The organism is Sphingomonas bisphenolicum (assembly GCF_024349785.1).
Classification (GTDB): domain Bacteria; phylum Pseudomonadota; class Alphaproteobacteria; order Sphingomonadales; family Sphingomonadaceae; genus Sphingobium; species Sphingobium bisphenolicum.
Genome location: NZ_AP018817.1, coordinates 2,459,812 through 2,484,594, shown reverse-complemented (window position 1 = coordinate 2,484,594; position 24,783 = coordinate 2,459,812). Strand labels below are relative to the sequence as shown.

General features: G+C 66.3%; 18 protein-coding genes. 14 read left to right on the top strand and 4 right to left on the bottom strand.

Features of this window, described 5'->3' with window-relative positions:
* Positions 1 to 6 precede the first annotated feature (6 nt).
* The 6 genes from tsaE to trxA are packed head-to-tail and all read left to right on the top strand — an operon-like array spanning position 7 to position 8,845.
* A complete protein-coding gene (gene tsaE, locus SBA_RS12335) occupies positions 7 to 426 on the top strand; it encodes a tRNA (adenosine(37)-N6)-threonylcarbamoyltransferase complex ATPase subunit type 1 TsaE (protein WP_390902451.1) in 420 nt (139 codons plus the stop codon).
* A complete protein-coding gene (locus SBA_RS12330) occupies positions 423 to 1,409 on the top strand; it encodes an aminoglycoside phosphotransferase family protein (protein WP_261934654.1) in 987 nt (328 codons plus the stop codon). Before tsaE ends, SBA_RS12330 begins: the two co-directional genes overlap by 4 nt.
* Positions 1,406 to 2,116: a nucleotidyltransferase family protein gene (locus SBA_RS12325; protein ID WP_261934653.1), complete on the top strand. Its 711-nt coding sequence runs from the start codon at positions 1,406 to 1,408 to the stop codon at positions 2,114 to 2,116. The genes SBA_RS12330 and SBA_RS12325 overlap by 4 nt, the downstream gene beginning before the upstream one ends.
* Positions 2,109 to 5,078: a double-strand break repair protein AddB gene (gene addB, locus SBA_RS12320; RefSeq protein ID WP_261934652.1), complete on the top strand. Its 2,970-nt coding sequence runs from the start codon at positions 2,109 to 2,111 to the stop codon at positions 5,076 to 5,078. Before SBA_RS12325 ends, addB begins: the two co-directional genes overlap by 8 nt.
* On the top strand, positions 5,059 to 8,496 hold the full coding sequence (addA, locus tag SBA_RS12315; RefSeq protein WP_261934651.1) for a double-strand break repair helicase AddA: 3,438 nt from the start codon (positions 5,059 to 5,061) through the stop codon (positions 8,494 to 8,496). Before addB ends, addA begins: the two co-directional genes overlap by 20 nt.
* A 28-nt stretch (positions 8,497 to 8,524) precedes the next feature.
* Positions 8,525 to 8,845 (top strand): thioredoxin TrxA, encoded by a 321-nt coding sequence (gene trxA / locus SBA_RS12310; protein ID WP_261934650.1) that lies wholly within the window; start codon positions 8,525 to 8,527, stop codon positions 8,843 to 8,845.
* Positions 8,846 to 8,900: 55 nt separating this feature from the next.
* Here trxA and SBA_RS12305 read toward each other — a convergent pair whose 3' ends face one another.
* From SBA_RS12305 to SBA_RS12290, 4 genes are read right to left on the bottom strand one after another with little or no spacing between them, the layout of a single operon-like run.
* Positions 8,901 to 9,509, bottom strand: coding sequence for a glutathione S-transferase family protein (locus SBA_RS12305; RefSeq protein ID WP_261934649.1), 609 nt, complete (start codon positions 9,507 to 9,509; stop codon positions 8,901 to 8,903).
* 11 nt (positions 9,510 to 9,520) lie between these two features.
* Positions 9,521 to 10,315 (bottom strand): inositol monophosphatase family protein, encoded by a 795-nt coding sequence (locus SBA_RS12300; RefSeq protein ID WP_390902334.1) that lies wholly within the window; start codon positions 10,313 to 10,315, stop codon positions 9,521 to 9,523.
* Positions 10,315 to 11,541, bottom strand: a complete 1,227-nt coding sequence (gene argJ, locus SBA_RS12295; RefSeq protein ID WP_261934648.1) for a bifunctional glutamate N-acetyltransferase/amino-acid acetyltransferase ArgJ — start codon at positions 11,539 to 11,541, stop codon at positions 10,315 to 10,317. Before argJ ends, SBA_RS12300 begins: the two co-directional genes overlap by 1 nt.
* 32 nt (positions 11,542 to 11,573) lie before the next feature.
* Positions 11,574 to 13,121 (bottom strand): ArnT family glycosyltransferase, encoded by a 1,548-nt coding sequence (locus SBA_RS12290; RefSeq protein ID WP_261934647.1) that lies wholly within the window; start codon positions 13,119 to 13,121, stop codon positions 11,574 to 11,576.
* Between the two features lie 283 nt (positions 13,122 to 13,404).
* Between SBA_RS12290 and secA the strand changes: the two genes are divergently transcribed.
* The 8 genes from secA (at position 13,405) to SBA_RS12250 (ending at position 24,705) form a co-directional block, all read left to right on the top strand.
* Entirely contained in the window at positions 13,405 to 16,140 is a 2,736-nt protein-coding gene (gene secA, locus SBA_RS12285; RefSeq protein WP_261934646.1) for a preprotein translocase subunit SecA, read from the top strand.
* A gap of 128 nt (positions 16,141 to 16,268) precedes the next feature.
* A complete protein-coding gene (locus SBA_RS12280) occupies positions 16,269 to 16,625 on the top strand; it encodes a PilZ domain-containing protein (RefSeq protein ID WP_224546206.1) in 357 nt (118 codons plus the stop codon).
* Between the two features lie 259 nt (positions 16,626 to 16,884).
* Positions 16,885 to 16,974 carry a potassium-transporting ATPase subunit F gene (locus SBA_RS12275; RefSeq protein ID WP_224546205.1) on the top strand — a complete coding sequence of 30 codons (90 nt, stop codon included), beginning with the start codon at positions 16,885 to 16,887 and terminating at the stop codon, positions 16,972 to 16,974.
* A gap of 12 nt (positions 16,975 to 16,986) precedes the next feature.
* Positions 16,987 to 18,690: a potassium-transporting ATPase subunit KdpA gene (gene kdpA / locus SBA_RS12270; protein ID WP_261934645.1), complete on the top strand. Its 1,704-nt coding sequence runs from the start codon at positions 16,987 to 16,989 to the stop codon at positions 18,688 to 18,690.
* A 12-nt stretch (positions 18,691 to 18,702) separates the two neighbouring features.
* Positions 18,703 to 20,736: a potassium-transporting ATPase subunit KdpB gene (gene kdpB / locus SBA_RS12265; protein WP_224546202.1), complete on the top strand. Its 2,034-nt coding sequence runs from the start codon at positions 18,703 to 18,705 to the stop codon at positions 20,734 to 20,736.
* Between the two features lie 17 nt (positions 20,737 to 20,753).
* Complete coding sequence (gene kdpC, locus SBA_RS12260) at positions 20,754 to 21,344, top strand: potassium-transporting ATPase subunit KdpC (RefSeq protein WP_261934644.1); 591 nt, start codon at positions 20,754 to 20,756, stop codon at positions 21,342 to 21,344.
* The gene (locus SBA_RS12255; protein ID WP_261934643.1) at positions 21,341 to 24,007 is read left to right on the top strand and encodes a sensor histidine kinase; all 2,667 of its coding nucleotides are present in this window, start codon (positions 21,341 to 21,343) and stop codon (positions 24,005 to 24,007) included. The genes kdpC and SBA_RS12255 overlap by 4 nt, the downstream gene beginning before the upstream one ends.
* The gene (locus SBA_RS12250; RefSeq protein ID WP_261934642.1) at positions 24,004 to 24,705 is read left to right on the top strand and encodes a response regulator; all 702 of its coding nucleotides are present in this window, start codon (positions 24,004 to 24,006) and stop codon (positions 24,703 to 24,705) included. The genes SBA_RS12255 and SBA_RS12250 overlap by 4 nt, the downstream gene beginning before the upstream one ends.
* The last annotated feature ends 78 nt before the right edge of the window (positions 24,706 to 24,783 follow it).

Genomic DNA, 24,783 nt, shown 5'->3' with positions numbered 1-24,783 from the left:
GCGGCGATGCTGGGCCTGGGCCGGCGGATCGCCGGCCATGCGCGGATCGGCGATGTGATCGCGCTGGAAGGCGGGCTGGGCGCGGGCAAGACGACGCTGGTGCGCGGTCTGCTGGAGGCGTTGGGGCTGGAAGGCGAAGCGCCCAGTCCCAGCTTCGCCATCGTCCAGCCCTATGACGTGCCGGAGGTGCGCCTGCCGGTCGCCCATGTCGATCTCTACCGGCTGGACGATGCGGCCGAAGCCGAGGAACTGGCGCTGGGCGACTATCTGATGGACAGTCTGCTCATCATCGAATGGCCCGACCGGCTGGGCGATGCCCTGTGGCCCCATGCCCTGCGGTTGAGCATCGACTTTGCAGGCGATGACGCGCGGCGCTTGACAGCGGACGTGCCGGACGCTTGGACGGAGCGATGGTCGCAGATATGATCCCACCCGCCGCCGCGCCCGCCTTCCTCGCCAACGCGGGATGGAGTGACGCCGCTATCGTACCGCTTGCCGGCGACGCGTCCTTCCGCCGCTATTTCCGCGTGCTGGACGGCGGCCGTCGCGCCGTGCTGATGGATGCGCCGCCACCGCATGAAGACCCGCGCCCGTTCATTGCCATCGCCGAGCATCTGCTGGCCGACGGCTTCGCCGCGCCGCGGATATTGGCGCGCGATCTGACGCAGGGCCTCGTTCTGATCGAGGATTTCGGCGACCTGCGGGTCAAGGAACATCTGGACGCCGATCCGGCCGAAGAAATGGCGACCTACGCTCGTGCGATCGACCTGCTCGCCGACCTGCATCGCCTGCCCGCGGCGCAAGTGCCGCCCTATGATCGCGCCGTCTATCAGCGGGAAGCCGGGCTGCTGACCGAATGGTATTGCCCGGCGATCGGGCTGGATGTCGATGTCGACGCCTATGTCCGCGCCTGGGATGCGGTGCTGCCCGTCGTGGAGCAGTCGGCCAGCCCGACCGTGACGGTGCTGCGCGACTATCATGCCGAAAATATTATGCTGATCGACCGGGTCGCCTCGCACGGGCTGGGCCTGCTCGATTTTCAGGACGCACTGGCGGGCCACCCGGCCTATGACCTCGTATCGCTGTTGCAGGACGCCCGGCGCGACGTGCCGGTGGAAGTCGAGGCGGCGATGCTGGCCCATTACAAGGCGATGGCCAACCCGCCCGCCGACTTCGACGCCGCCTATGCGGTGCTGGGCGCGCAGCGCAACGCCAAGATCATCGGCATCTTCACCCGGTTGTGGAAACGCGACGGCAAGCCGCGTTATCTCTCCTTCCTGCCGCGTATGTGGGGATTGCTGGAGCGCGATCTGGCCCACCCGGCGCTGGCACCCGTCGCCGACTGGTTCGCTGCCAACATCCCCGCCGACCAGCGCCATGACGCCCTGCAAGAGTTCGCGCCCATATGATCGACACCGCCATGCTGATGGCCGCCGGGCTGGGCAAGCGGATGCGCCCGCTCACTGCGACCCGGCCCAAGCCGCTGGTGAAGGTGGCTGGCAAGCCGCTGATGGACCACGCATTGGACCGGCTGGAAGCGGGCGGCATCAGGAAGGTGATCGTCAACGTCCATTATCTGGCCGACACTGTCGAAGCGCATCTTAGGGCGCGCAAATGCGGGCTGGATTTCGCCATTTCGGACGAGCGGACCAGGCTGCTGGAAACCGGCGGCGGCCTTATCAAGGCGAAGCCGCTGCTGGGCGACGCGCCCTTCATTTGCGCCAATAGCGATAATCTGTGGATCGACGGGCCGCAGGAAACGCTGGGCGTGATGCAGCGGATCTGGAACCCCGACCGGATGGATGCGCTGTTGCTGCTGGTCCCGCTGGCGCGCGCGAATTGCCATAAGGGGCCGGGCGATTTTCATATGGATGCGGACGGGCGGCTCAGCCGGCGCAAGACCGCCCATGTCGCGCCGTTCGTCTTTACCGGCGTGCAGATATTGTCGCCGTCGTTGCTGGTCGATCCGCCGGGCGACGTGTTTTCCACCAATATCTTCTGGAACCGGGCGATCGAGGCCGGGCGGCTCTACGGGGTGTCGCATCAGGGCCTCTGGTTCGACGTCGGCACGCCCCAGGCTATTCCGGTGGTGGAGTCGATGCTCGCTCATGGGTGAGAAGACGCGCCCCGCGCTCTTCACGATACCCGCGCATCGCGCCTTCGCCGACGCGCTGGCGGCGGGATTGCTGGCGCAGCATCGCGGTGATCCCATGGCGCTGGCGCAGGCCATGGTCCTGCTGCCCAACAACCGCGCGGTCCGGGCGGTGAGCGACGCCTTCGTCCGGCAATCGGGCGGTGGGCTGCTGCTGCCCCGGCTGGTCGCGATCGGCGATCCTGATCTGGGCGAGCAGGTGGGCGGCGCGCTCGACCCGCTGGGGGAGGCCGACCCCGTCCCGCCGGCGATCGCGCCGATGCGCCGCCAGATGATCCTGGCGCGCATGGTGCAGGATGCGCAGCCGGGTATCGATGCCGGACAGGCGCTGCTGCTGGGACAGGCGCTGGGCGCGGTGCTGGACCAGATGCAGGTGGAGCGCGTGCCGATGACGGCGTTGCGCACGCTGGCGCTGTCGGACGAACTGTCAAAGCATTGGCAGACGTCGCTGACGATGTTCGAAATTTTGATCGCCCGCTGGCCCGGCGAACTGGCGCGGACCGGGTGCATCGACCTGGCGGATCGGCGCAACCAACTGTTCGATCGGCTGGCGGCGCGCTGGAAGGACCATCCGCCGTCAGGCTTCGTCGTCGCGGCGGGCCTGTCCACCACCGCCCCCGCCGTCGCCAGCCTGCTGCGGCGGATCGGCGCGATGCCCAAGGGCATGGTGGTGTTCGCCGGCCTCGACCAGCATATGGACGATCCGGCATGGCAGGCGATCGGGCCGTTCGATCCCGATCCCCCCACCGGCCGCGCGCCGCAGGGCCATGAAAGCCATCCCCAATATGCGCTGAAGCGCCTGCTCGACCGCATGAGTGCGACACGGGACGATGTCGCTTTATGGCGCTGGGGCAGCGAGCATGATGCGCGGGCGGTGCGTGGGCGCAACATCTCCAACGCGATGCTGCCGCCCCGGCTGACGAGCCGCTGGCGCGACCTCAAGACCGCAGACCGGTCGCTGGCGGGGGTTGTGGCGCTGGAAGTGGCGACGCCGGGCGAGGAAGCGCAGGCCATCGCCATCGCGCTGCGCGAGGCGCTGGAGACGCCGGAACGCACCGCCGCTTTGGTCACGCCCGACCGGCAACTGGCGACGCGGGTGTCGGCGCATCTGCGGCGCTGGGGCATCGAGGCGGACGATACAGCGGGCCTGCCGCTGTCGCGCCTGCCGCCCGGCACGATGCTGATCGCCATGGCGCAGGCGGTGGCGGAACGCTTCGCGCCGGTGGCTTTGCTGACCCTGCTCAAACATCCGTTGGTGATGCGGGGCGAGGGGCGTCTGACTTGGCTGGAGGGGGTGCGCGCGCTCGACCTGTTGCTCCGCGGGCCACGGCCGCAGGCGGGATTGGTCGGCATCGACCTGTTGATGCATCCACGCGCGGACGACCGGCAGCGAGTGTTGCGCGAGCAGGTGCGCGACTGGTGGCCGACGGCGCGCGCGTTGCTGGAGCCGCTGGAAAGCGCCTTTGCCGCCGCTGCCGACTTGAGCGGACAATTGGCGGCGCTGCGCGAACAGGCCGGCGCCCTGACCAACGATGCCATCTGGGCTGGTCATCAGGGCCATGCCGCCGCCGACCTGTTCGCCGAGATGGAAGCCGCCGCGCCCGAAGGCCCGCGGCAGGCCGATCCGCGCGCGCTGCCGGTGCTGCTAGACCATATGCTGGGCGGCGTATCGGTGCGCCCGCCCCAGGGCGGCCATCCACGCATCAGCATATTGGGGCTGATCGAGGCGCGGCTGATGCAGGCGGACCTCATGATCCTGGGTGGCCTCAACGAAGGCACCTGGCCCGGCCTGCCATCGCCCGACCCCTGGCTCGCCCCGCGCATCCGGCGCGAATTGGGGCTGCCGGGGCTGGAGACGCGCATCGGCCTCGCCGCGCATGATTTCGCCGGTGCGCTGGGCGCGCCGCATGTCCTCATCACCCGCGCGCGGCGGGGCAGCGGTGGGCCGGCGGTGGCGTCGCGCTTCTGGCTGCGACTGAAGGCGATGGCCGGGCCGCAATGGAAGACGGCGGACCGCTATGCGGCGCTGGCGCAGGCGATCGACGCGCCGGTCCGGCATAGCCCCGCCAACCGTCCCGCCCCCGCGCCGCCTGCGTCCGTTCGGCCAAATGTGATTCCGGTCACCGATGTCGATCGGCTGAAGGCCGATCCCTATGCCTTCTATGCCAAGCGGGTATTGCGCCTCAATCGGCTCGATCCGGTCGATGCCGATGCCGGCCCGGCCTGGCGTGGGACAGCGGTCCACGACATTCTCCAGCGCTGGGCGGAAGCGGGCACGCTCGATCCTGCCGATCTGGAAGCGCGCGCCCGCGCCATGTTCGACCAGCCCGAAGTCCATCCCTTGCTCAAAGCGCTGTGGCAGCCGCGCCTGATCGAAGCGATCCGCTGGATCGCGGCTGAGGTCGCCAGCGACAAGGCGGAGGGCCGCACCATATTGGCGGTGGAGAAGGAAGGGCGGGCCGACATCGCCGGCGTCACGCTGATGGGCAAGGCCGACCGGATCGACCGGCTGGCCGACGGGCGCATCGGCATCATCGACTACAAGACCGGCAAGCCGCCCAGCGCGCGGCAGGTGAAGGCGGGCTTTTCGCTGCAACTGGGGCTGCTCGGCATCATCGCGGAGCTGGGCGGGTTCGAGGGGCTGGGACCAAAGCCACAAGCGGGCGACTTCGAATATTGGTCGCTCGCCAAGAAGGGCGACCAGTTCGGCTATCGCGAACGGCCGGTCGATCCGATGGGCAAGCGCGACAAGATCGTGACCGACCAGTTCACCGCGCACGCGCATGAACATTTCGAGGAGGTGGCGAACATGTTCCTGCTCGGCGCCGCGCCCTTCCGCGCGGAGATCAACCCCGAAGTCGCCAATTATGGCGATTATGACCAGCTTATGCGGCTGGAGGAATGGTATGGCCGCGACGATGGCTAAGGCGCGCGCGCTTCAGAAGTTACTGGGAGATCAGGCGCGCGCCGCCGCGCCCGACGCCCATGTCTGGCTGTCGGCGTCGGCCGGCACCGGCAAGACCCATGTGCTGACCGCGCGCGTCTTTCGTCTGCTGTTGCAAGGGGTCCGGCCGGAAAATATCCTCTGCCTGACCTTCACCAAGGCGGGCGCGGCGGAAATGGCCGACCGTATTCACGATCGCCTCGCCGCCTGGGTGCAGATGGAAGAGGTCGACCTGTTCAACGACCTGGAGGCGCTGGGCGAGGAGTCCGGGCCTGAGGCACGCGACTATGCCCGTCGCCTCTTCGCCGAAGTGCTGGAATCGACCGGCGGCGGCCTGCGCATCCAGACCATCCACGGCTTTTGCCAGCAATTGCTGACTGCTTTCCCGCTGGAGGCCGAACTGACGCCGGGCTTCCGCCCTCTCGATCAGCGCGAACAGTCCAGCCTCGCGCGCCAGACGCTGGCCGACATGGCGGTGCGGGCGCATGATATCGGCGACGAAGCGCTGATCGGCGCGTTGCAGGCGATCAGCCTGCGGCTGGGCGAGGGCGGGGCCGAACAGTTTCTGTTGCGCTGCGCGGCGAAGGGCGATGCGCTGGATGCACTGCCGGACGCGATCGGGCCTTGGCTGGCGCAGGAGCTAGAACTGCCAGACGGCGATATCGATCAATGGCTTGCCGGCCAATGCTCGGACGCGATGTTCGACATACCCACGCTGGACGGGATCGTGCGCGCCAATGTGGAATGGGGCAAGGGTAGGGGGGTGGAGCGGTGCGATCGCATCGCCGCCTGGCGCGCGCTCGATCCGGCCGGGCGGGCGACGACACTGGTCGATCTCCATCGTGCCTGGAGCAAGGCGGACGGAGACCTGATCGACGCCAAGGGCTGGGTGCCGCCGATCGACGGTTATATCGAGATGGCGGCGCGGCTCTACGACAGGTGCGGCGCGCTGATCGCGATGAAGCTGCGCGCCGATTATGCCGCGCTGCTGGGTCAGGCGCTCCATGCCGGGCGGGCCTATGCGCGTGATTATGCCCAAGCCAAGCGGCTGGCCGGCGCGGTCGATTTCGACGATCTTATCGCCCGCACGGCCACCCTGCTGGAACAGCCCGGCATTGCCGAATGGATACGCTACAAGCTGGACCAGCGGATCGACCATATATTGGTGGATGAGGCGCAGGACACCAATGCCGCGCAGTGGCGGATCGTCCGCACCTTGGCCGAAGAATTTTTCGCGACCGAGTGGGAGCCGGGCCAGACGGTCCGCACCATCTTCACCGTGGGCGATTTCAAGCAGGCGATCTTCGGCTTTCAAGGCACCAGCCCGGCCAATTTCGCCGCCGCGCGCATACTGTTCCAGCGGGACGCCGATCAATCGGGCCATGATTTCTTCAACCTGTCGCTCGATCGCAGCTTCCGATCGACCCCGGCGGTGCTGGACGTGGTGGACCGCACCATCTCCACGCTCCGCGCCGAACGGCTGGGCATGGACCCCGGCGAGGTGCGCCATGTCAGCGCCAATCGCCATCCGGGTGAAGTGCAATTGTGGAAGCCCGTCGTCGCGGGCCTGTCGGAAGACGCGGAAGGCGAGGAGGATTGGGCCGCCGACCAGGAGCGCGTTCTGGCCGGCAAGATCGCGCGGCAGATCAAGCAGTGGATCGACGACGGGCTGATGCTGGAAAGCCGGGGGCGGCCAGTGCGCGCGGGCGACATCATGATCCTGGTGCGTCGCCGCAGCGAGCTGGCGCGGCTGATCGTCGCGCGCCTCTATGAGGAAAAGGTGGCGGTCGCCGGGATCGACCGGTTGCGGCTCAACGCGCCGCTGGCCGTGCGCGACCTGCTCGCCGCATTGCGCTTTGCGGTGCAGCCGGAAGATGAGCTGAACCTGGCGTCATTGCTGGTGTCGCCGCTGATCGGCTGGACCCAGGACGAGCTGATGATGCGGCTGATCGGTCGCAAGACCGGGCTGTGGCGGCACCTGAACCAGACGATGGACGATGGGGCGTTGCAGCCGCTGCGCGATCTGCTGGCAGTGGCGGACTTCACCACCCCCTATCGCTATCTGGAGGCGATATTGTCCGGACCGATGCACGGCCGCAGGCGTCTGGTCGAGCGGCTGGGGACAGAGGCCGTCGATCCGATCGAGGAATTGCTGAACGCCGCGCTTGCGTTCGAAAGCGACGATCATCCCTCGCTCCAGCGCTTCATCGACTGGTTCGACCGGGGCGAGGTCGAGATTGTCCGCGATGCCGCGGCGCAGGGCGACATGCTGCGCCTGCTGACCGTCCACGGCGCCAAGGGGTTGCAGGCGCCGATCGTCATTCTGGCCGACGCCTGCCTCGATCCCGATGCGGGCAACCGTTCGGATTCGCTGCTGTGGAACGGCCTGCCGATCCTCGCCCCGCGCAAGCCCGAACGGCAGAGGCCGATCGGCGACGTCGCCGAAGCCGCTGCGCAGGTGGAGCGGGAGGAGCATTGGCGGCTGCTCTATGTCGCGCTGACCCGTGCGGAAGAGAAGCTGATCGTCGCCGGATCGCTCGGCCCCCGCGCCAAGGGGGAGGTGAAGCCGGAAAGCTGGTACGCCGCGGTCGAAGGGGCGATGATATCGCTGGGCACGGACTGGGAAGCCGATCCGCTCTGGGGCGGGGTGCGCCGCTGGCGCGGGACGGAGCAACTGGAACCGCGCAAGGCGGAGGCGGAAGAGGCGCGCGCATCGATGCCGGTCGTCCAGCCCGCATGGCTGCGCGAACCGGCGCCCGCCGAATCGCGCCCGCCCCGGCCGCTCGCGCCGTCCGCCCCGGTGGAGGATGACGTGCCCTATCCGCCACCGACGCAGGCGATGCGGGCCGCGGCCGAACGCGGGCGCTGGCTCCACGCGCTGTTCGAACGGCTGCCCGACCTGTCCGCCGAGCGGCGACGCGATGCGGCGGATCGCTGGCTGGTCCAGCAGGGCGTGGAGGATGCCGCGCAGCGCCATGACCTCATCGACCAGGCGATCGGGGTGATCGAAGCGCCGGATTTCGCGGCCCTGTTCGGCCCCGATGCGCTGGCCGAAGCGCCGATCGCGGCCGTGGTAGGCGAGGCGGTGATCGCCGGCACCATCGACCGGCTGTGTATCGGCGCGGATCGCATCCAGCTGGTCGATTTCAAGACCGGGCGGATTGCGCCGCTGACGCTGGCCGAAGTGCCGACCGCCCATATCCGCCAGATGGCCGCCTATGTCGCGGCGCTGGGCGTGATCTTCCCCGACCGGCCGATCGAGGCGGGGCTGCTCTACACCAGCGCGCCGCGCCTGATCGTCCTGCCGCCGTCGCTGCTGGTTGCGTACAAGCCGAACTATGTGCCCGCGCAGGAGAATTTGCCGCTCTGGCCCGTTGAGCCTGATGCCCCCGCATCCTAGATAGCGTTTCAAGTAAAGGAGATCACCCATGGCCACCAAGGCAGTTACCGACCTCAGCTTCCAGGATGACGTCATTAATTCGGACAAGCCCGTCCTCGTCGATTTCTGGGCCGAATGGTGCGGGCCGTGCAAGATGATCGGCCCGGCTCTGGAAGAAATTTCCGAAGAACTGGCCGACAAGGTGACGATCGCCAAGATCAACATCGACCAAAATCCCGATGCGCCGGGCCAATATGGCGTGCGCGGCATTCCAACGATGATCCTGTTCAAGAATGGCGAAGCGGCGGCGACCAAGGTCGGCGCCGCGCCCAAGAGCGCGCTCAAGGGCTGGATCGAAAGCGTTCTCTAATGCTCATGCGGTCGTGCCGGGCCGAACGGTCTGGCACGACCGGCACAGCCCGCCCCTATGTCAGCGGGATCATCACCGACTGGGCATAGGCCGGTCGCGCGCGCAGCCGGTCGTACCAGGCACGCACATGCGGCACGTCGGGCCGCTCCATGTCGAGCGTGAAGAAAGTATGGGCATAGACGCCCATCGGCACGTCCGCGACACCGAATGCGACACCTGAAAGCCATGGCTGGACTGCGAACGTCCGGTCCAATATCCGCATCGCCGCGCCCGACGCGGCAGCGGATGTCGCCAGCAACTGTCCATCTCGCTGTTCGGGCCGGCGCCGCACCAATTGCAGGAAGGCGTCGCGCTGGGCGTCGGCAAAGGCGAATTGCCAGTCCATCCACTTGTCGCCCTGCGCCCGTTCCGCGGGGTTGGCGGGCCACAGGGCAGGGGCGTATCGCGCCGCCAGATAGCGCAGGATCGCGTTGGATTCCCACAAGGTGACGTCGCCATCCTCGATCGTGGGGATCAGCGCATTGGGGTTTTTCGCCAGATAGTCCGCGCTCATGCCGAACGCGCCGCCGACATCGTGGCGGACATAAGGCAGGCCGATCTCGTCGGCGAACCAGACGATCTTCTTCACATTATGCGAGTTCAACCGGCCCCAGATCGTCAGCATCACATGTCCTTCTATCCGAACAACGTCGCCGCCGCCTTGTCCCACAGCCGGGGCGAAGAAGCGCCCATCAGCCCGCGGCGGAGGTCGCCCACGACATAGGGCGTGCCGTCGGTACGCTGGCAGCAGCCGCCCGCTTCGTTGACGAACAAAGTGCCCGCCGCATGATCCCAGGGCAAGGTCCGCGCGAACACCGACACGTCATTCTGCCCCAGCACCAGCCGGGGATATTGCTCCGCGGCGCAGCGGGGAATGTCCACCAGCGTGAAGCTGGCCTGCGACCGCCGCTGGATGTCGGCGCGTTCTTCCTCCGACATGAAATAGGTCGCCAGCGCCGCGATCGGCAGCGCGCCGCCGGTTTCGCGGGCCTGCACCCGTTCGCCATCGACATGGCTGCCGCCGCCCAGCATCGCGTGGCAGAGCCGTCCGGTCAGCGGGTCGAATATCCAGCCCGCCAGCGTCGTGCCGCCGTCGACCAGCGCGACGATGATGCCGAAGGGCGACTGGCCCGCCGCGAAATTGCCGGTGCCGTCGATCGGGTCGATGATCCAGTTCAGCCCTTCGCCCGCCCGGTCGAGTATGGCGGGGTCGGCGGCGCAGGCTTCCTCGCCGATGATCCCGGCTTCGGGCAGGATGGCGGCCAGCCCTTCAGCGAGGCGGATCTCGCTTTCCTTGTCGGCGATGGTGACGAAATCGTTCGCCGCCTTTTCGCTGATCTCGTCGCTGGCCAGATTCTGGTAGCGCGGCATGACGATGTCGCGGCCCACCGATCGCATCAGCGCCACGACGGGATCATGCAGTTCCAGCATCAGCTGCGATAATCCGCGTTGATCGAAATATAACCGTGGGTCAGGTCGCAGGTCCACACCTGCGCCCGGCCTTCGCCCAGCCCCAGGTCGACGCCGATCTGGATATCCTGTCCCTTGAGGTGGGCGGCGACTGGCGCTTCGTCATAGCCCTCGACCGCCAGGCCGCCGGTCGCCACCTGCGTCGCGCCGAAGCGGATCGACAGCCTGTCGCGATCGGCCGGTTCGCCCGCCTTGCCGACGGCCATGACGACCCGGCCCCAATTGGCGTCCTCGCCCGCGATCGCCGTCTTCACCAGCGGCGAGTTGGCGATCGACAGCGCGATGCGATGGGCGCTGGCGTCGCTGTCCGCGCCTTCGACTATGATGTCGATGAACTTGGTCGCGCCTTCGCCATCGCGCACCACCAGATGGGCGAGCTGGCGGCAGAGGTCATGCAGCGCCGCGTTGAAGGCGTCGGCGCCGGCATCGTCCATGCTGGTGATCGGCGCATGGCCCGCCTTGCCGGTGGCGAAGGCCAGCACCGTGTCGCTGGTCGATGTGTCGCTATCGACCGTGATGCAGGAGAAGCTCTTGCGGTTCGCCGCCGACAGCATCTGTTGCAACAGGGCCGGATCGATCGCCGCGTCGGTGAAGATATAGCCCAGCATCGTCGCCATGTCGGGCGCGATCATGCCCGATCCCTTGATGATGCCGACCAGTTCCACCCGCTGGTCGCCGATCATCACCGACACATGGGCGCCCTTGGGGAACGTGTCGGTCGTGCCGATCGTGGTCGCAGCCTCTTCCCAGTTGCAAGGCGCCGCGGTGAAGGCGGCTTCCAGGCCCGCTTCGGCCTTGTCGATGGGCAAAGGCACGCCGATCACCCCGGTCGAGGAGACGAAGATGTCGGAAGGCAGGCAGCCGAGGTGATTGGCGACCTTGGCCGCGATCGCCTCCACCGCTGCGCGGCCGCGATGGCCGGTGAAGGCGTTGGCGTTGCCGGCATTGACCACCAGCGCCCGCGCCGAGCCGAGCGGGATGGCGTCCCGGCACCATTCGACTTCGGGCGAGGGGCATTTGCTCTGCGTCGTGACGCCCGCGACGGCCGTGCCCGCGTCCAGTTCGACATAGGTGAGGTCGCAGCGCGTCCACGCCTTGTATCCGGCGCGGGCGGTGCGTAGCGTCACCCCGTCAATGGCGGGCAAGTCGGGGAATGAGGCGGGTGCAAGGGGCGAGCGCTGGGTCATGCCGCGCGAAATGCGTCAAAATCGGGCAGGGGTCAATCTTTCCGCGACGGGCCTGACGGATGATCGCGCAGGTACAGTTGCCCTACGCCATCGGGCATCGTCACCATGCGATAGCCGTGCTGGCGGGCATAGGCAACCAGCGGGTCATCGGGCCGCAACGGCAATTTGCGGGTGCCCGCTTCATAGCCGGTCAGGATGGCGGCGGGCGGATCGCGGTCCATGTCGGGCAGCGTCGCCGGGATCATGGCGTGGACCTGCCGCGCCAACACCGGCCCCATCGTCCATCCGGTCCGCCAGGCGAAGGGACCGGCGGCGAAGCGCGGGTCGAGATCGAGACCGCTGCCCAGGATCATGTGTGGCGACAGGGTGGCGATGGCATCGCCCCGGCCCATGGCGCGGACCGTCGCCCCGGCCCAGCGCGCGGCGGCATCCGCTTCCAGGACCGGCGATCCCGTGCGCAGCATCGCCACCATATGCCGGGTAGCGGGCAACATGCCGGGAATGGCGGCCAGACAGAGCAGGCCGAGCGAGGCCTGACGCGGCGCGAACGACCAGCGCCGCGCGTCGTCGAGGAGATAGCCGAGCGCCAGCGCCAGCGGCGGCAGCAGCGGCATGACATATTGCACCTGTGACGGCGTCGGCATCGCCGCGCCGATCAGCGCGCCTGCGGTCATCCAGATCGCCAAACGCCGTCCAGGCGAGCGCACGCGCCGCCGGGTCATGATCCAGTTGGCCGACAGCAGGAGCAAGGCGGCAAGTGCCGGCCCCTTCCACAGATATTTGAGCAGGTCGGTCAGCTTTTCGACGGTCGCCAGTTCATCGAATGCGCCATTGGCCGCATACCAGGCATGGGGAGCGGTCGCGCCGAAGGTCAGCACGCCATAGAAGAAGGCATCGGGTGCCAGCGCCCAGGCGACCAGCATCGGCGTCATGCCCGCCATTGCGCCCGCCGCCAGCCAGCCAGCCGCGCGCAGGCCGCAACGGCCGCCGGCGCTGATGACGAACAGACCGGTCATCAGCCCCAGCGGCGCGAAATTGAGTTTGGTCGCGATCGCGAGGCCGAACAGCGATCCGGCCGCGAACCAATAGCGGGGCGTGCAATGGCGCATCGCGAGCAGGCTGACGAGCAGCCCCATGGACGACAACAGCGTCGGCAGCATGTCGTTGCGCACGACGGCGCCGGTGAACTGGAAGGCGGCGGTCGCCCCGACGAGGAGGGTCGCGATGGCGGCGCTGTCGCGCGAAATGCCCGCGATCCGCTGGCCCGCCCACAGGGTCGCCAGGGTGCACAGGGCGGTGACGGCGGTGGCCAGCCGCATCGCCACCACCATATGGTCGGGGAAGAACAGGGCGAGCGGCGCGAAGGTCCAGCTGTGCAGCGGCGGCTGAAGATAGAGGAAGTCGCGGAAGATCAGCAGGCGGCTGCTGAAATAGGCGCCGGCGACATATTGGCTTTCGTCATGGTCGAACGGGGTCGCGATCGCGGTCAGGCCGAACCAGAGGATCAGCGCCATCGCCACCAGTGTGGCGATCGGCAGGGCGCTGCTGGGCGCGCGCGCCAGGACGATTGAACGAAACAAATGTGCGACCCTTGCTCTTGTCGCGCTCTTGTGGCGCAGCTTGCGCGAAGTGCAAAGCCTTCGCGTTGGCACGACGCCACCGCCCGATCAAAGCCGCCCGACCAATGCCACCTGGCGCAATAGTGTGACGGGCGTGCGACAGCGCGCATGGCAGGGCGGATGACGGGGCGAGTTCAGCCGCAGTCTGATTGACTAAAGGATGTGCCGTGCCTAAATCGCGGCGCATATCCGCGCGCGTTCCTCACAAGGGAGCCGTGCGCCCCTCGGTAGCTTAGGAAATTGCATGTTCGGCGCACTCGCCAAGTCCATCTTCGGATCGTCCAACGAACGTTATGTGAAGTCGCTGGGCAAGACCGTCGACCAGATCGCCGCATTCGAACCGACGATGCAGGCCATGAGCGACGAGGAACTGGTCGGCCAGACGGCGAAGTTCCGCGAACGGCTGGCCAATGGCGAAACGCTTGACGCCCTGCTGCCCGAAGCCTTCGCCACGGTGCGGGAAGCCGGCGTGCGGGTACTGGGGATGCGGCATTTCGACGTGCAGATGGTGGGCGGCATGGTCCTCCATCGCGGCGAAATCGCCGAAATGCGCACGGGCGAGGGCAAGACGCTTGTCGCGACGCTCGCCACCTATCTGAACGCGCTGGAGGGCAAGGGCGTCCACGTCGTCACCGTGAACGATTATCTGGCCAGTCGCGACTGCGAATGGATGGGCCAGGTCTATCGCTTCCTGGGCCTGACCACCGGCGTCATCGTGCCGAACATCAGCGAAGACCAGCGGCGCGAAGCCTATGCCGCGGACATCACCTATGCGACGAACAACGAGCTGGGCTTCGACTATCTGCGCGACAATATGAAATATGATCGCGCGTCGATGGTCCAGCGGCCGTTCAACTATGCGATCGTCGACGAGGTCGATTCGATCCTGATCGACGAGGCGCGCACGCCGCTCATCATCTCCGGCCCGACCGACGACAAGTCGGAGCTGTATGTCGCGGTCGACGCGATCGTGAAGCAGTTGGTCGACGAAGATTATGAGAAGGATGAAAAGCAGCGCACCGTCACGCTGACGGAGGACGGCACCGAGAAGATCGAGCGTCTGCTGGAAACCGCAGGGCTGCTGCAGGGCAGCAACCTCTATGATTTCGAAAATACGCAGGTCGTGCATCATGTGAACCAGGCGCTGCGCGCCGTGGTGATGTTCCGCCGCGACATCGATTATATCGTAAAGGACGGCAAGGTCGTCATCATCGACGAATTTACCGGCCGCATGATGGATGGTCGCCGCTGGTCGGACGGCCTGCACCAGGCAGTGGAAGCCAAGGAGGGCGTCCAGATCGAGCCGGAGAACCAGACGCTGGCGTCAGTCACCTTCCAGAATTATTTCCGCATGTATCCCAAGATTTCGGGGATGACCGGCACCGCGTCGACCGAAGCGACCGAATTCTATGAAATCTACAAGATGAACGTCGTCACCATCCCGACCAACAAGCCGGTGCAGCGAGTCGACGAACAGGACAGCTTCTACAAGAATATCGAGGACAAGTTCCGCGGCATCGCCAGGACGATCAAGGAACATGCCGAAAAGGGCCAGCCCGTGCTGGTCGGCACCGTGTCGATCGAAAAGTCGGAGATGCTGTCCGAGTTCCTGAACCAGGACGGCGTCCCGCACGCGGTGCTGAACGCCCGCTTCCACGAAAGCGAAGCGCATATCGTCGCGCAGGCCGGGCGCAAGGGGGTGGTGACGATCGCCACCAACATGGCGGGCCGCGGCACCGACATCCAGCTGGGCGGCAATCTGGAGCTGCGAGTCGAGGACGAGCTGCGCGACATGCCCGAGGGGCCGGAGCGCGACGCCGCGATCGAGCGCATCCGCGCCGAGATCGCCGCCGAAAAGGCCGAAGTGCTGGCCGCAGGCGGCCTGTTCGTGCTGGCGACCGAGCGTCATGAAAGCCGCCGCATCGACAATCAGTTGCGCGGCCGTTCGGGCCGTCAGGGCGATCCGGGCCTGTCGCGCTTCTACCTCAGCCTCGACGACGACCTGATGCGCATCTTCGGCCCGGACACGATGTTCGCCAAGATGATCCGCTCCAATCTGGAGGATGGCGAGGCATTGCCGCCGTCCAAATGGCTGAGCAAGGCGATCGAGACGGCCCAGCGCAAGGTCGAAGCGCGCAACTACGACATCCGCAAGCAGGTCGTCGAATATGACGACGTGATGAACGACCAGCGCAAGGTGATCTACGAGCAGCGCGCCGACATCATGGACGCCGACACGGTTGATGACGTGGTCGCCGACATGCGCCATGAGACGGTGAACGACCTGGTCGGCGCATCCTGCCCGCCCGGCACCTATCCTGAACAGTGGGATATGGAGCGGCTCAAGGCCCGCACGGCCGAGATATTGGGCCTGGAACCGGAATTCGACGCCTGGCTGGCCGAGGATTCCGTCGATCCGGAAATGATCGAGGAACGGCTGTCGGCGCTGGCCGACGAAGCCGTCGCGGAGAAGGTCAAGGAGATCGATGCGTCAGACTGGCACATGATCGAAAAATCGATCCTGCTCCAGAGTCTGGACCATCATTGGAAGGAGCATCTCTCGACGCTCGACGCCTTGCGCCAGGTGGTGCATCTGCGCGCCTATGCCCAGAAAACGCCGATCAACGAATATAAGCAGGAAGCCTTCGCCCTGTTCGAGCGGATGCTGGAGAATATCCGCGAGGATGTGACCGGATCGATCGCCCGTGTGCAGTTCCGCATGGACGAGGCGCCGATGCCGCAGTTCGACCTGCCGGTGCTGCCCGACTTCATCACCACCCATATCGACCCGTTTTCGGGCGAGGACAACAGCGCGGACATAGATGGCGGCAGCTTTGGCGGCATCACCACCACCATCCCGCGCGCGCCGGTCGGTAACGGCCAGCCCGGCGAGTTCGCCAATCTCGACATCAGCCGCAATGCCCCTTGCCCCTGCGGGTCGGGCGAGAAATACAAGCATTGCCACGGCGCGCTGGCCTGAATTGAGGGGGGACGGGCGATCCCGTCCTCCTTTGCGGCCAACCGGTCGTTAACCAGCCGGCTTAGTGTTTTCGCAACTTTATCGGTCGAATGTAGGCTGATCCCGGGGGCATACCGGGAGAGAAGGCCATGGACAGCATTTCCTATCGCGCCCGCGCCGAACGCCGACGCGAAAGCCGCCTGGCCGCCGAGGTCGGCGCGATGCTGCACTGGGATGGGATCAGTCAGCCCGTCACGATCCGCAATATCTCCATCTATGGCGCGCTGATTGTCGGCGCCTGGCTCCCGACCATCGGCGAGCGCGTGACGCTGATTGCCGATGGGCTGGAAGTGTGCGGGACGGTGATCTGGGAAGGTCCGGATCGCTGCGGCCTGCTGCTCAGCCATGCGATCGACCCGCTCGCCGTCATCGCCGAAGCGCGCGTCCATGCGGTCGATCATCCCCCGATCACGCTGCACCGCATCGGCCCGGGCAGCTACGCCTGACCACGGGCTTTCGCGCCTGATTTACTCCTGACGCATAAATCATACGAAAATACTATGCCGGCGGCGCGCTCCTCCTCTCGCATTCCACCGCGCTGACCGCCTAATTGACCTCCTGCAGCCGATCCTGCCGCCTTCGCGGCGACGGCGTGCGGGAGAATTTTCATGCAGGACATCCTCTGGATCGGCCTCATCCTGATCCTGGCGGCGGCTAGCCTTGGCTATGTCGCGCTTTGCGACCATGCGTGAGGGGGCGGCCGTCATGACGCTCGACCTCTGGCTCGCAGCCATCGCCGCGCTCGGCCTTCTCGCCTACCTCGCCGCCGTGCTCGCACGGCCCGAACGTTTTTAGGGGAGGGACGACATGACCCTTCAGGGATGGTTGCTCATCGCGGCCTTCATCGGCTTGTTGCTGGCGCTTGCGAAACCGGTCGGCCTGTGGCTGTTTGCGCTGTACGAGGGGCGTCGCACGCCGCTGCACGCCGTGCTTGGCCCGGTCGAGCGAGGCTTTTATCGCCTGTCGGGGATCGACCCGGCGCAGGAGCAGGGCTGGCGGCGCTATGCCGTGCATATGCTGCTCTTCAATCTTGTGCTGGCGCTCTTCACTTATGCGGTGCTGCGCTTGCAGGGGCTGTTGCCGCTCAACCCTAGGGGCTTTGCCGGCACCAGCGAGCATCTGGCGTTCAACACCGCCATCAGTTTCGCCACCAACACCAATTGGCAGAGCTATGCGGGGGAATCGACGTTGTCGAACCTGTCGCAGATGCTGGGCCTGACCATCCATAATTTCATGTCGGCGGCGACCGGTATTGCGCTTGCCTTTGCGCTGTTTCGCGGTTTTGCGCGGCGGAACGCGGCGACGATCGGCAATTTCTGGGCCGATATGACGCGGGTGACGCTCTATCTGCTGCTGCCGCTGTGCATTCTCTACGCCTTGTTCCTGATCGCGAGCGGTGTGCCGCAGACGCTCGCAGGATCGGTCGACGTGACGACGCTGGAGGGGGCAAAGCAGGGGCTGGCACTCGGCCCGGTCGCCAGTCAGGAAGCGATCAAGATGCTGGGCACCAATGGCGGCGGCTTCTTCAACGCCAACAGCGCACATCCATTCGAAAACCCCAATGCGCTGACCAATTTCGTCCAGATGCTGTCGATCCTGGTCATCGGCGCTGGCCTGACCTTCACCTTCGGCAAGGCGGTCGGCAACACGCGTCAGGGCTGGGCGATATTGGCGGCGATGATGACCATCTTCCTGGTCGGCGTCACCATCGCCTATTGGCAGGAGGCCGCCGGCAACCCGATCCTGCATGGCCTGGGCGTCGCGGGCGGCAATATGGAAGGTAAGGAAGTCCGCTTCGGCACCGCGGCATCGGCGCTCTTCTCGGTCGTCACCACGGCGGCAAGCTGTGGTGCGGTCAACGCCATGCATGACAGCTTCACCGCGTTGGGCGGGATGGTCCCGCTGTTCAACATCCAGTTGGGCGAAGTGGTGGTGGGCGGCGTCGGCGCGGGCATCTACGGCTTCCTGCTATTCGCCATCCTCGCCGTGTTCGTCGCGGGGCTGATGGTCGGGCGGACGCCCGAATATGTCGGCAAGAAGATCGAGGCGCGCGAGGTCAAGCTCGCCGTGCTGGCCATCGCCGTGCTGCCGCTGGTCATTCTGGGCATGACCGCCATCGCCAGCGTCACGCAGGCAGGGCTAGCCGGACCGCTGAACAAGGGGCCGCATGGATTTTCCGAAATCCTCTATGCCTTCACCAGCGCGGTGGGGAATAATGGGTCGGCCTTTGCCGGGCTGAGCGCCAATACGCCCTTCTATAACGGCTTGTTGGGCGTCGCGATGTGGATCGGCCGCTTCTTCATCATCATTCCGATGCTGGCGATTGCAGGCGGACTGGCAGCCAAGAGCCACACGCCGGAAACGGCCGGCAGCTTCCCCACCACCGGACCGCTCTGGACCGGGCTGCTGATCGGCATCGTGCTGGTCGTGGGCGGCCTGACCTTCCTGCCCAGCCTCGCCCTTGGCCCCATCGCCGATCATCTCGCGATGATCCACGGCCAGACCTTTTAACGGAGCATCACCATGGCACGCACCGCGTCCAAATCGCTCTTCACCGCCGACCTGATCCTGCCTGCGATCGGCGACGCCTTTCGCAAGCTTGCCCCGCGCGAACTGATCCGCAATCCGGTGATGTTTACCACCGCCATTGTCGCGGTGCTGCTCACCATTCTGCTGGCGGTGGGGCAGGACAGCCTGTCGCTCGGCTTCAAGCTGCAACTGGTCGTCTGGCTGTGGCTGACCGTGTTGTTTGGCACCTTTGCCGAAGCGCTCGCCGAAGGGCGGGGCAAGGCGCAGGCCGCCTCGCTGCGTGCCACGAAAGCAGAACTGACGGCCAAGCGCCTGAAGAAGGACGGCGAGACTTTCGACGCCGTCCCGGCCAGCGCGTTGCGGATGGGGGATGTCGTGCTGGTTGAAACCGGCGACTTGATCCCGTCCGATGGCGAGGTCATATGGGGCGTCGCGTCGGTCAACGAAGCCGCCATCACCGGCGAATCCGCGCCGGTGATCCGCGAGGCGGGCGGCGATCGTTCGGCCGTAACGGCAGGGACGCGCGTCATTTCCGACCGGATCAAGGTGCAGGTGACGGTCAATCCGGGGCAGGGCTTTCTCGACCGGATGATCGCGCTGGTCGAGGGGGCCGAGCGGCAGAAGACGCCCAACGAGATCGCGCTGACGCTGTTGCTGGTGGGCCTGACCATCATCTTCCTGATCGCGGTGGCGACAATCCCCAGCTTTGCCCATTATGCCGGCGGAGCGATCCCGGTCGCGGTGTTGGCGGCATTGTTCATCACCCTCATTCCCACCACCATCGCAGCCTTGCTGTCCGCGATCGGCATTGCGGGAATGGACCGGCTGGTGCGGTTCAACGTGCTGGCCAAGTCGGGCCGCGCGGTCGAGGCTGCGGGCGATATCGACGTGCTGTTGCTCGACAAGACCGGCACGATCACGGTGGGCGATCGGCAAGCGACCGAATTTCGGCCGGTGGGCGGCGCCAGCCAGGCGCAACTCGCCGAAGCCGCGCTGCTCGCCAGCCTGGCGGACGAGACGCCGGAAGGCCGGTCGATCGTTTTGCTGGCGCGCGAGCGTTTTGGCCAGACGGCGCAGGCTTTGCCCGACGGCGCGGAAGTCATTCCTTTCACGGCGCAGACACGTATTTCCGGCGTGGAAACTGGCGGCACACGGATCATCAAGGGCGCGGTGGATTCCGTGTTGAACGCCCTGTCTTCGAACGGGGGCGCGGATGCGGACGAACTGCGCCGCATCACCGACGAGATTGCGCGCGCGGGCGGTACGCCGCTGGCGGTGGCGCAGGATGGCCGGCTGCTCGGCGCGATCTTCCTGAAGGATATCGTCAAGGCGGGCATCCGCGAACGGTTCGGTGAATTGCGCCAGATGGGCATCCGCACGGTGATGATCACCGGCGACAATCCGCTGACCGCCGCGTCGATCGCGGCCGAGGCCGGGGTGGACGATTTTTTGGCGCAGGCGACGCCGGAGGACAAGCTGGCGCTGATCCGCAAGGAGCAGCAGGGCGGACGGCTGGTCGCGATGTGCGGCGACGGCACCAACGACGCGCCAGCGCTGGCGCAGGCGGATGTCGGCGTGGCGATGAACACGGGCACGCAGGCGGCGCGCGAAGCGGGCAATATGGTCGACCTGGACAGCGATCCTACCAAGCTGATCGAGGTAGTGGGGCTGGGCAAGCAATTGTTAATGACCCGCGGGGCGTTGACCACCTTCTCGGTCGCCAACGATGTCGCCAAATATTTCGCGATCATCCCGGCGATGTTCGTGACGCTCTATCCGGGGCTGGGGGTACTCAACATCATGGGCTTGGGCACGGCGCAAAGCGCAATCCTGTCTGCGATCATCTTCAATGCGCTGGTCATTCCCTGCCTGGTGCCGTTGGCGCTCAAAGGCGTCACCTACCGGCCGATCGGCGCGGGGCCGCTGCTGGCGCGGAACCTGGCCATATATGGTTTGGGCGGACTGGTCGCGCCGTTCGTGGGGATCAAGCTGATCGATATGGCCGTCAACAGCCTCGGCCTCGCCTGATCGAAAAGGATTTTCCGATGTTCCATGATATCACATCCGCCATCCGTCCGGCCCTCGTCATGACCTTGCTCTTCGCGCTACTGCTCGGCATCGCCTATCCGCTGGCGTTGACGGGGGCAGGGCAGGCGCTCTTCCCGGCCCAGGCCAATGGCAGCCTGGTCCGCGACAAAGGCGTCGTCATCGGCTCCACCATCGTCGGCCAGGCCTTTACGTCGGACCGCTATTTCCACAGCCGCCCGTCGGCGGCGGGCAAGGGCTATGATGGCCTCGCCTCTTCCGGCTCCAACCTCGGCCCTACAAGCCAGGCGCTGGTCGACCGGGTGAAGGCCGATATCGCATCCTATAAGACTGCCACACCCGATCGCCCCGTTCCGTCCGATCTGGTGACAGCCTCCGCCTCCGGACTTGACCCTCATATCGGTCCAGAGGCGGCTTTTTATCAGGTCGATCGCGTCGCCAAGGCGCGCGGCATGGACCCGCGGCAGGTCCGGTTGCTGGTTTCGGCCAGCGTCGAACGGCCGCTGCTGGGGTTTCTGGGCGAAGCGCGGGTCAATCTGTTCGAACTGAATCGACGGCTGGACACGATTGGCGCTAAGCAGGCGCGGTGAACGACGCTGCGCGCCCGGACCCCGAAGCCTTTCTGCGCGCCGCCGCGCAGGAAGGCCGCGGGCGTCTGAAAATCTTCCTGGGTTCCGCGCCCGGCGTCGGCAAGACCTATGAAATGCTGACCGAAGGGGCGCAGCGCGCCAGGGCCGGAGCGGATGTGGTGGTCGGCATCGTCGAGACCCATGGCCGTCGCGAAACGGAAGCGCTGGTCCATGGCCATGAACTGATCCCGCGCCAAATCGTCCCCCACCAGAATCACAGCCTGACCGAGATGGACATCGACGCCATTCTGGCGCGGCGTCCACAACTGGCGCTGGTGGATGAACTGGCGCACAGCAATGCGCCGGGCAGTCGCCATCCCAAACGCTATCAGGATGTCGAAGAATTGCTGGCGGCGGGGATCGACGTCTATTCGACGCTGAACATCCAGCATCTCGAAAGCCTGAACGATGTCGTCGCCTCCTTCACCCGCGTCCGGGTGCGCGAGACCGTACCCGATAGCGTGCTGGAGGATGCGGAAATCGAGGTGGTGGACCTGCCCCCCGACGAACTGATCGAGCGGCTGAAGGACGGCAAAGTCTATATCCCGCAGGAGGCCAGCCGGGCGCTCACCCATTTCTTTTCAAAGTCGAACCTTACCGCGCTGCGCGAATTGGCGCTGCGCCGGGCGGCGCAGGCGGTGGACGCACAGATGCTGGACTATGTCCGCGCCCATGCGCTGGCCGGCAGCTTTGCGGTGGGGGAGCGGGTGGTCGTTGCGATCAGCGAGCAACCGAGCGCGCCGGGGCTGGTCCGCGCCGCCAAGCGGCTGGCCGACGCGCTGCGCGCGCCCTGGACCGCGGTGCATATCGAAACCCGTCGCAGCGCGATCCTGTCCGATTCGGAGCGGCAGGGACTGGCCGAAACGCTGGCGCTGGCGTCGCGGCTGGGGGCGGCGACCGCCAGCATCCCGGCACGCAATGTGGTCGAAGGGCTGCGCCGCTTTGCGGTGGAGGCGCGCGCGACGCAGATCGTCATCGGCAAATCCACCCGGTCCTGGTGGTTCGAATTGCGGCATGGATCGGTGGTCGACCGGCTGGTGCGCGACATCGGACGGGTGGCGGTGCATGTACTGCCATCGGACGAGGATGCGCCGACGCAGGTCCGTTCCAGGGCGATGACGGGCGGGTGGGGCAGGCCAGCCGATTATATCCTGACGTTGCTCGCGGTCGTGGCGATGACGGCGATCAGCCGGCTGCTGGTCGAGGCGATCGACCTGGGCAACATCGCCTTGCTCTACCTCGTCCCCGTCATGTTCGCGGCCGCCTCCTATGGCCTGCGCGCCGGATTGTTCGGCGGACTGGCGTCGAGCCTGGCCTATAATTTCTTCTTCCTGCCGCCGACAGGCACGCTGACGGTAAGCAACCCGGAAAATATCATCTCTATCCTCGTGCTGCTGGGCGTCGCCATCGTGACCGCGCAATTTGCCGCGGGCGTGCGCGCGCAGGCCAATCTCGCGGGGGAAAGCGCGCGGCAGAATGCGGCGCTGGCGGGCTTTTCCCGCCACCTGACTGTCGCGGCCAGCCAGGACGAACTCATGCAGGGCGTCTGCGCCGAAGTCGCCCGCCTGCTCGACGTGCGCACGGTGTTGCTTACCCCATCCGCTATCGGGCCGACCCTGCGCGCTGCCTTTCCCCCCGAAGACCGGATGGAGCAGATCGAGAAGGCGGCAGCACAATGGGCGATGGACAATGTCCAGCCAGCCGGGCGCGGATCGTCCACCCTGACCGCGTCCGACTGGCTGTTCCATCCGCTCCATACCCAGCGGGGCGTGCTGGGGGTGCTTGGCATCGCGCGCGACGACGCCGGGCTGGCGCTGCGCCCCGACCAGATGCCGCTGCTCATCAGCCTGCTCGACCAGGCGGCGATCGCGCTCGATCGGATGGCGCTGGAAGAACAGATGCTGGACGTGCGCCATGTGCGCGAGCGCGACCGGCTGCGCGCGGCGTTGCTGTCCTCGGTCAGTCACGATCTGCGCACCCCGCTGACCACCATATTGTCGGCGGCGCAGGAATTGCGCCGGGATCATGCGCTGCCGCTGGCCGAACTGATCGAGGGGGAGGCGCTGCGGCTCAATCGTTTCGTCGCCAACCTGCTGGACATGGCGCGGGTCGAGGCCGGGGCGCTGCCGATGCGGATCGAGGCGACCGACCTGTTCGACGCGGTCGCCAGTGCGGTGCAGGACACCCGCCAGTCGCTCGCCGGTCGGGAGGTGAAGGTCGATATTCCGCCCGACATTCCGCTGGTCCGGGTCGATCCGGTCCTGTTGCACCATATTCTCTTGAACCTGCTCGACAATGCCGGGCGCTATGGCGATCCCGGCACGCCCGTCACCATCCACGGTGGCCGGACGGCCGACGCGCTGCTGCTGTCGGTGATCGACCAGGGGCCGGGCATCCCGCCGGGTGCGGAAAGCCGCCTGTTCGACAGTTTCACCCGTATCGAGGGGACCGATCGCGCCAAACATGGCACGGGTCTGGGCCTCGCCATCGTCAAGGGGTTCGCGCAAGCCATGGGATTGACTGCGCAGGCCGCCAATATCGATGATCCGCCGGGCGCCTGCTTCACCCTCCGCATCCCCGAAAATTGCATCATCAAGGATATGCCCCAGGACGACCGACCATGACCACCCGCCATAAAGTGCTGATCGTCGATGACGAACTACATATCCGCCGCCTGATCCATAGCGCGCTGGCTCGCGCCGATTATGAGACGGTGGAGGCGCAGGATGCGCGCGAGGCGCTCGACCGGCTGCGCGAGGCGTCGCCCGATATCGTTATCCTCGACCTGGGGCTGCCCGATCGCGACGGACTGGAACTGGTACCGCTGATCAAGCAGCGGTCCGACGCGACGCTGGTGGTCGTGTCCGCGCGCGAGGCGACCGAGCAGAAGGTGGCGGCGCTGGATCTGGGCGCCGACGATTATCTGACCAAGCCGTTCGACACCGACGAACTGCTGGCGCGGCTCCGCGTCGCGCTGCGCAACCGGCTGACGCGGGATGGCGGGGCGACTGCGGTGAAGGCTGGTGATGTGGAGATCGACCTGCTGGCGCGGATCGTGCGCAAGAGGGGCCATGAAGTGCATCTGACGCCCAAGGAATATGGCGTGCTGGTCCAGTTGGCGAAATTTCCCGGCCGGGTCATCACCCATGGCCAGATCATGGCGCAGGTCTGGCCGCGCGAGGTCGACCATCATGTCGAATATCTGCGCGTCCTGGTCCGCACACTGCGCCACAAGCTGGAGGATGATCCGCAACGGCCGCAAATCATCGGCAACGAACCGGGCATCGGCTATCGGCTGAAGACGGATGGCGAGGGGGGATGATGGCGGAAGCGGTGGGTTTCGAATTGAGTGCTGAAAATGGCTTGAAACATGGCTTCTGTTTTCCCCGATAAATACTAA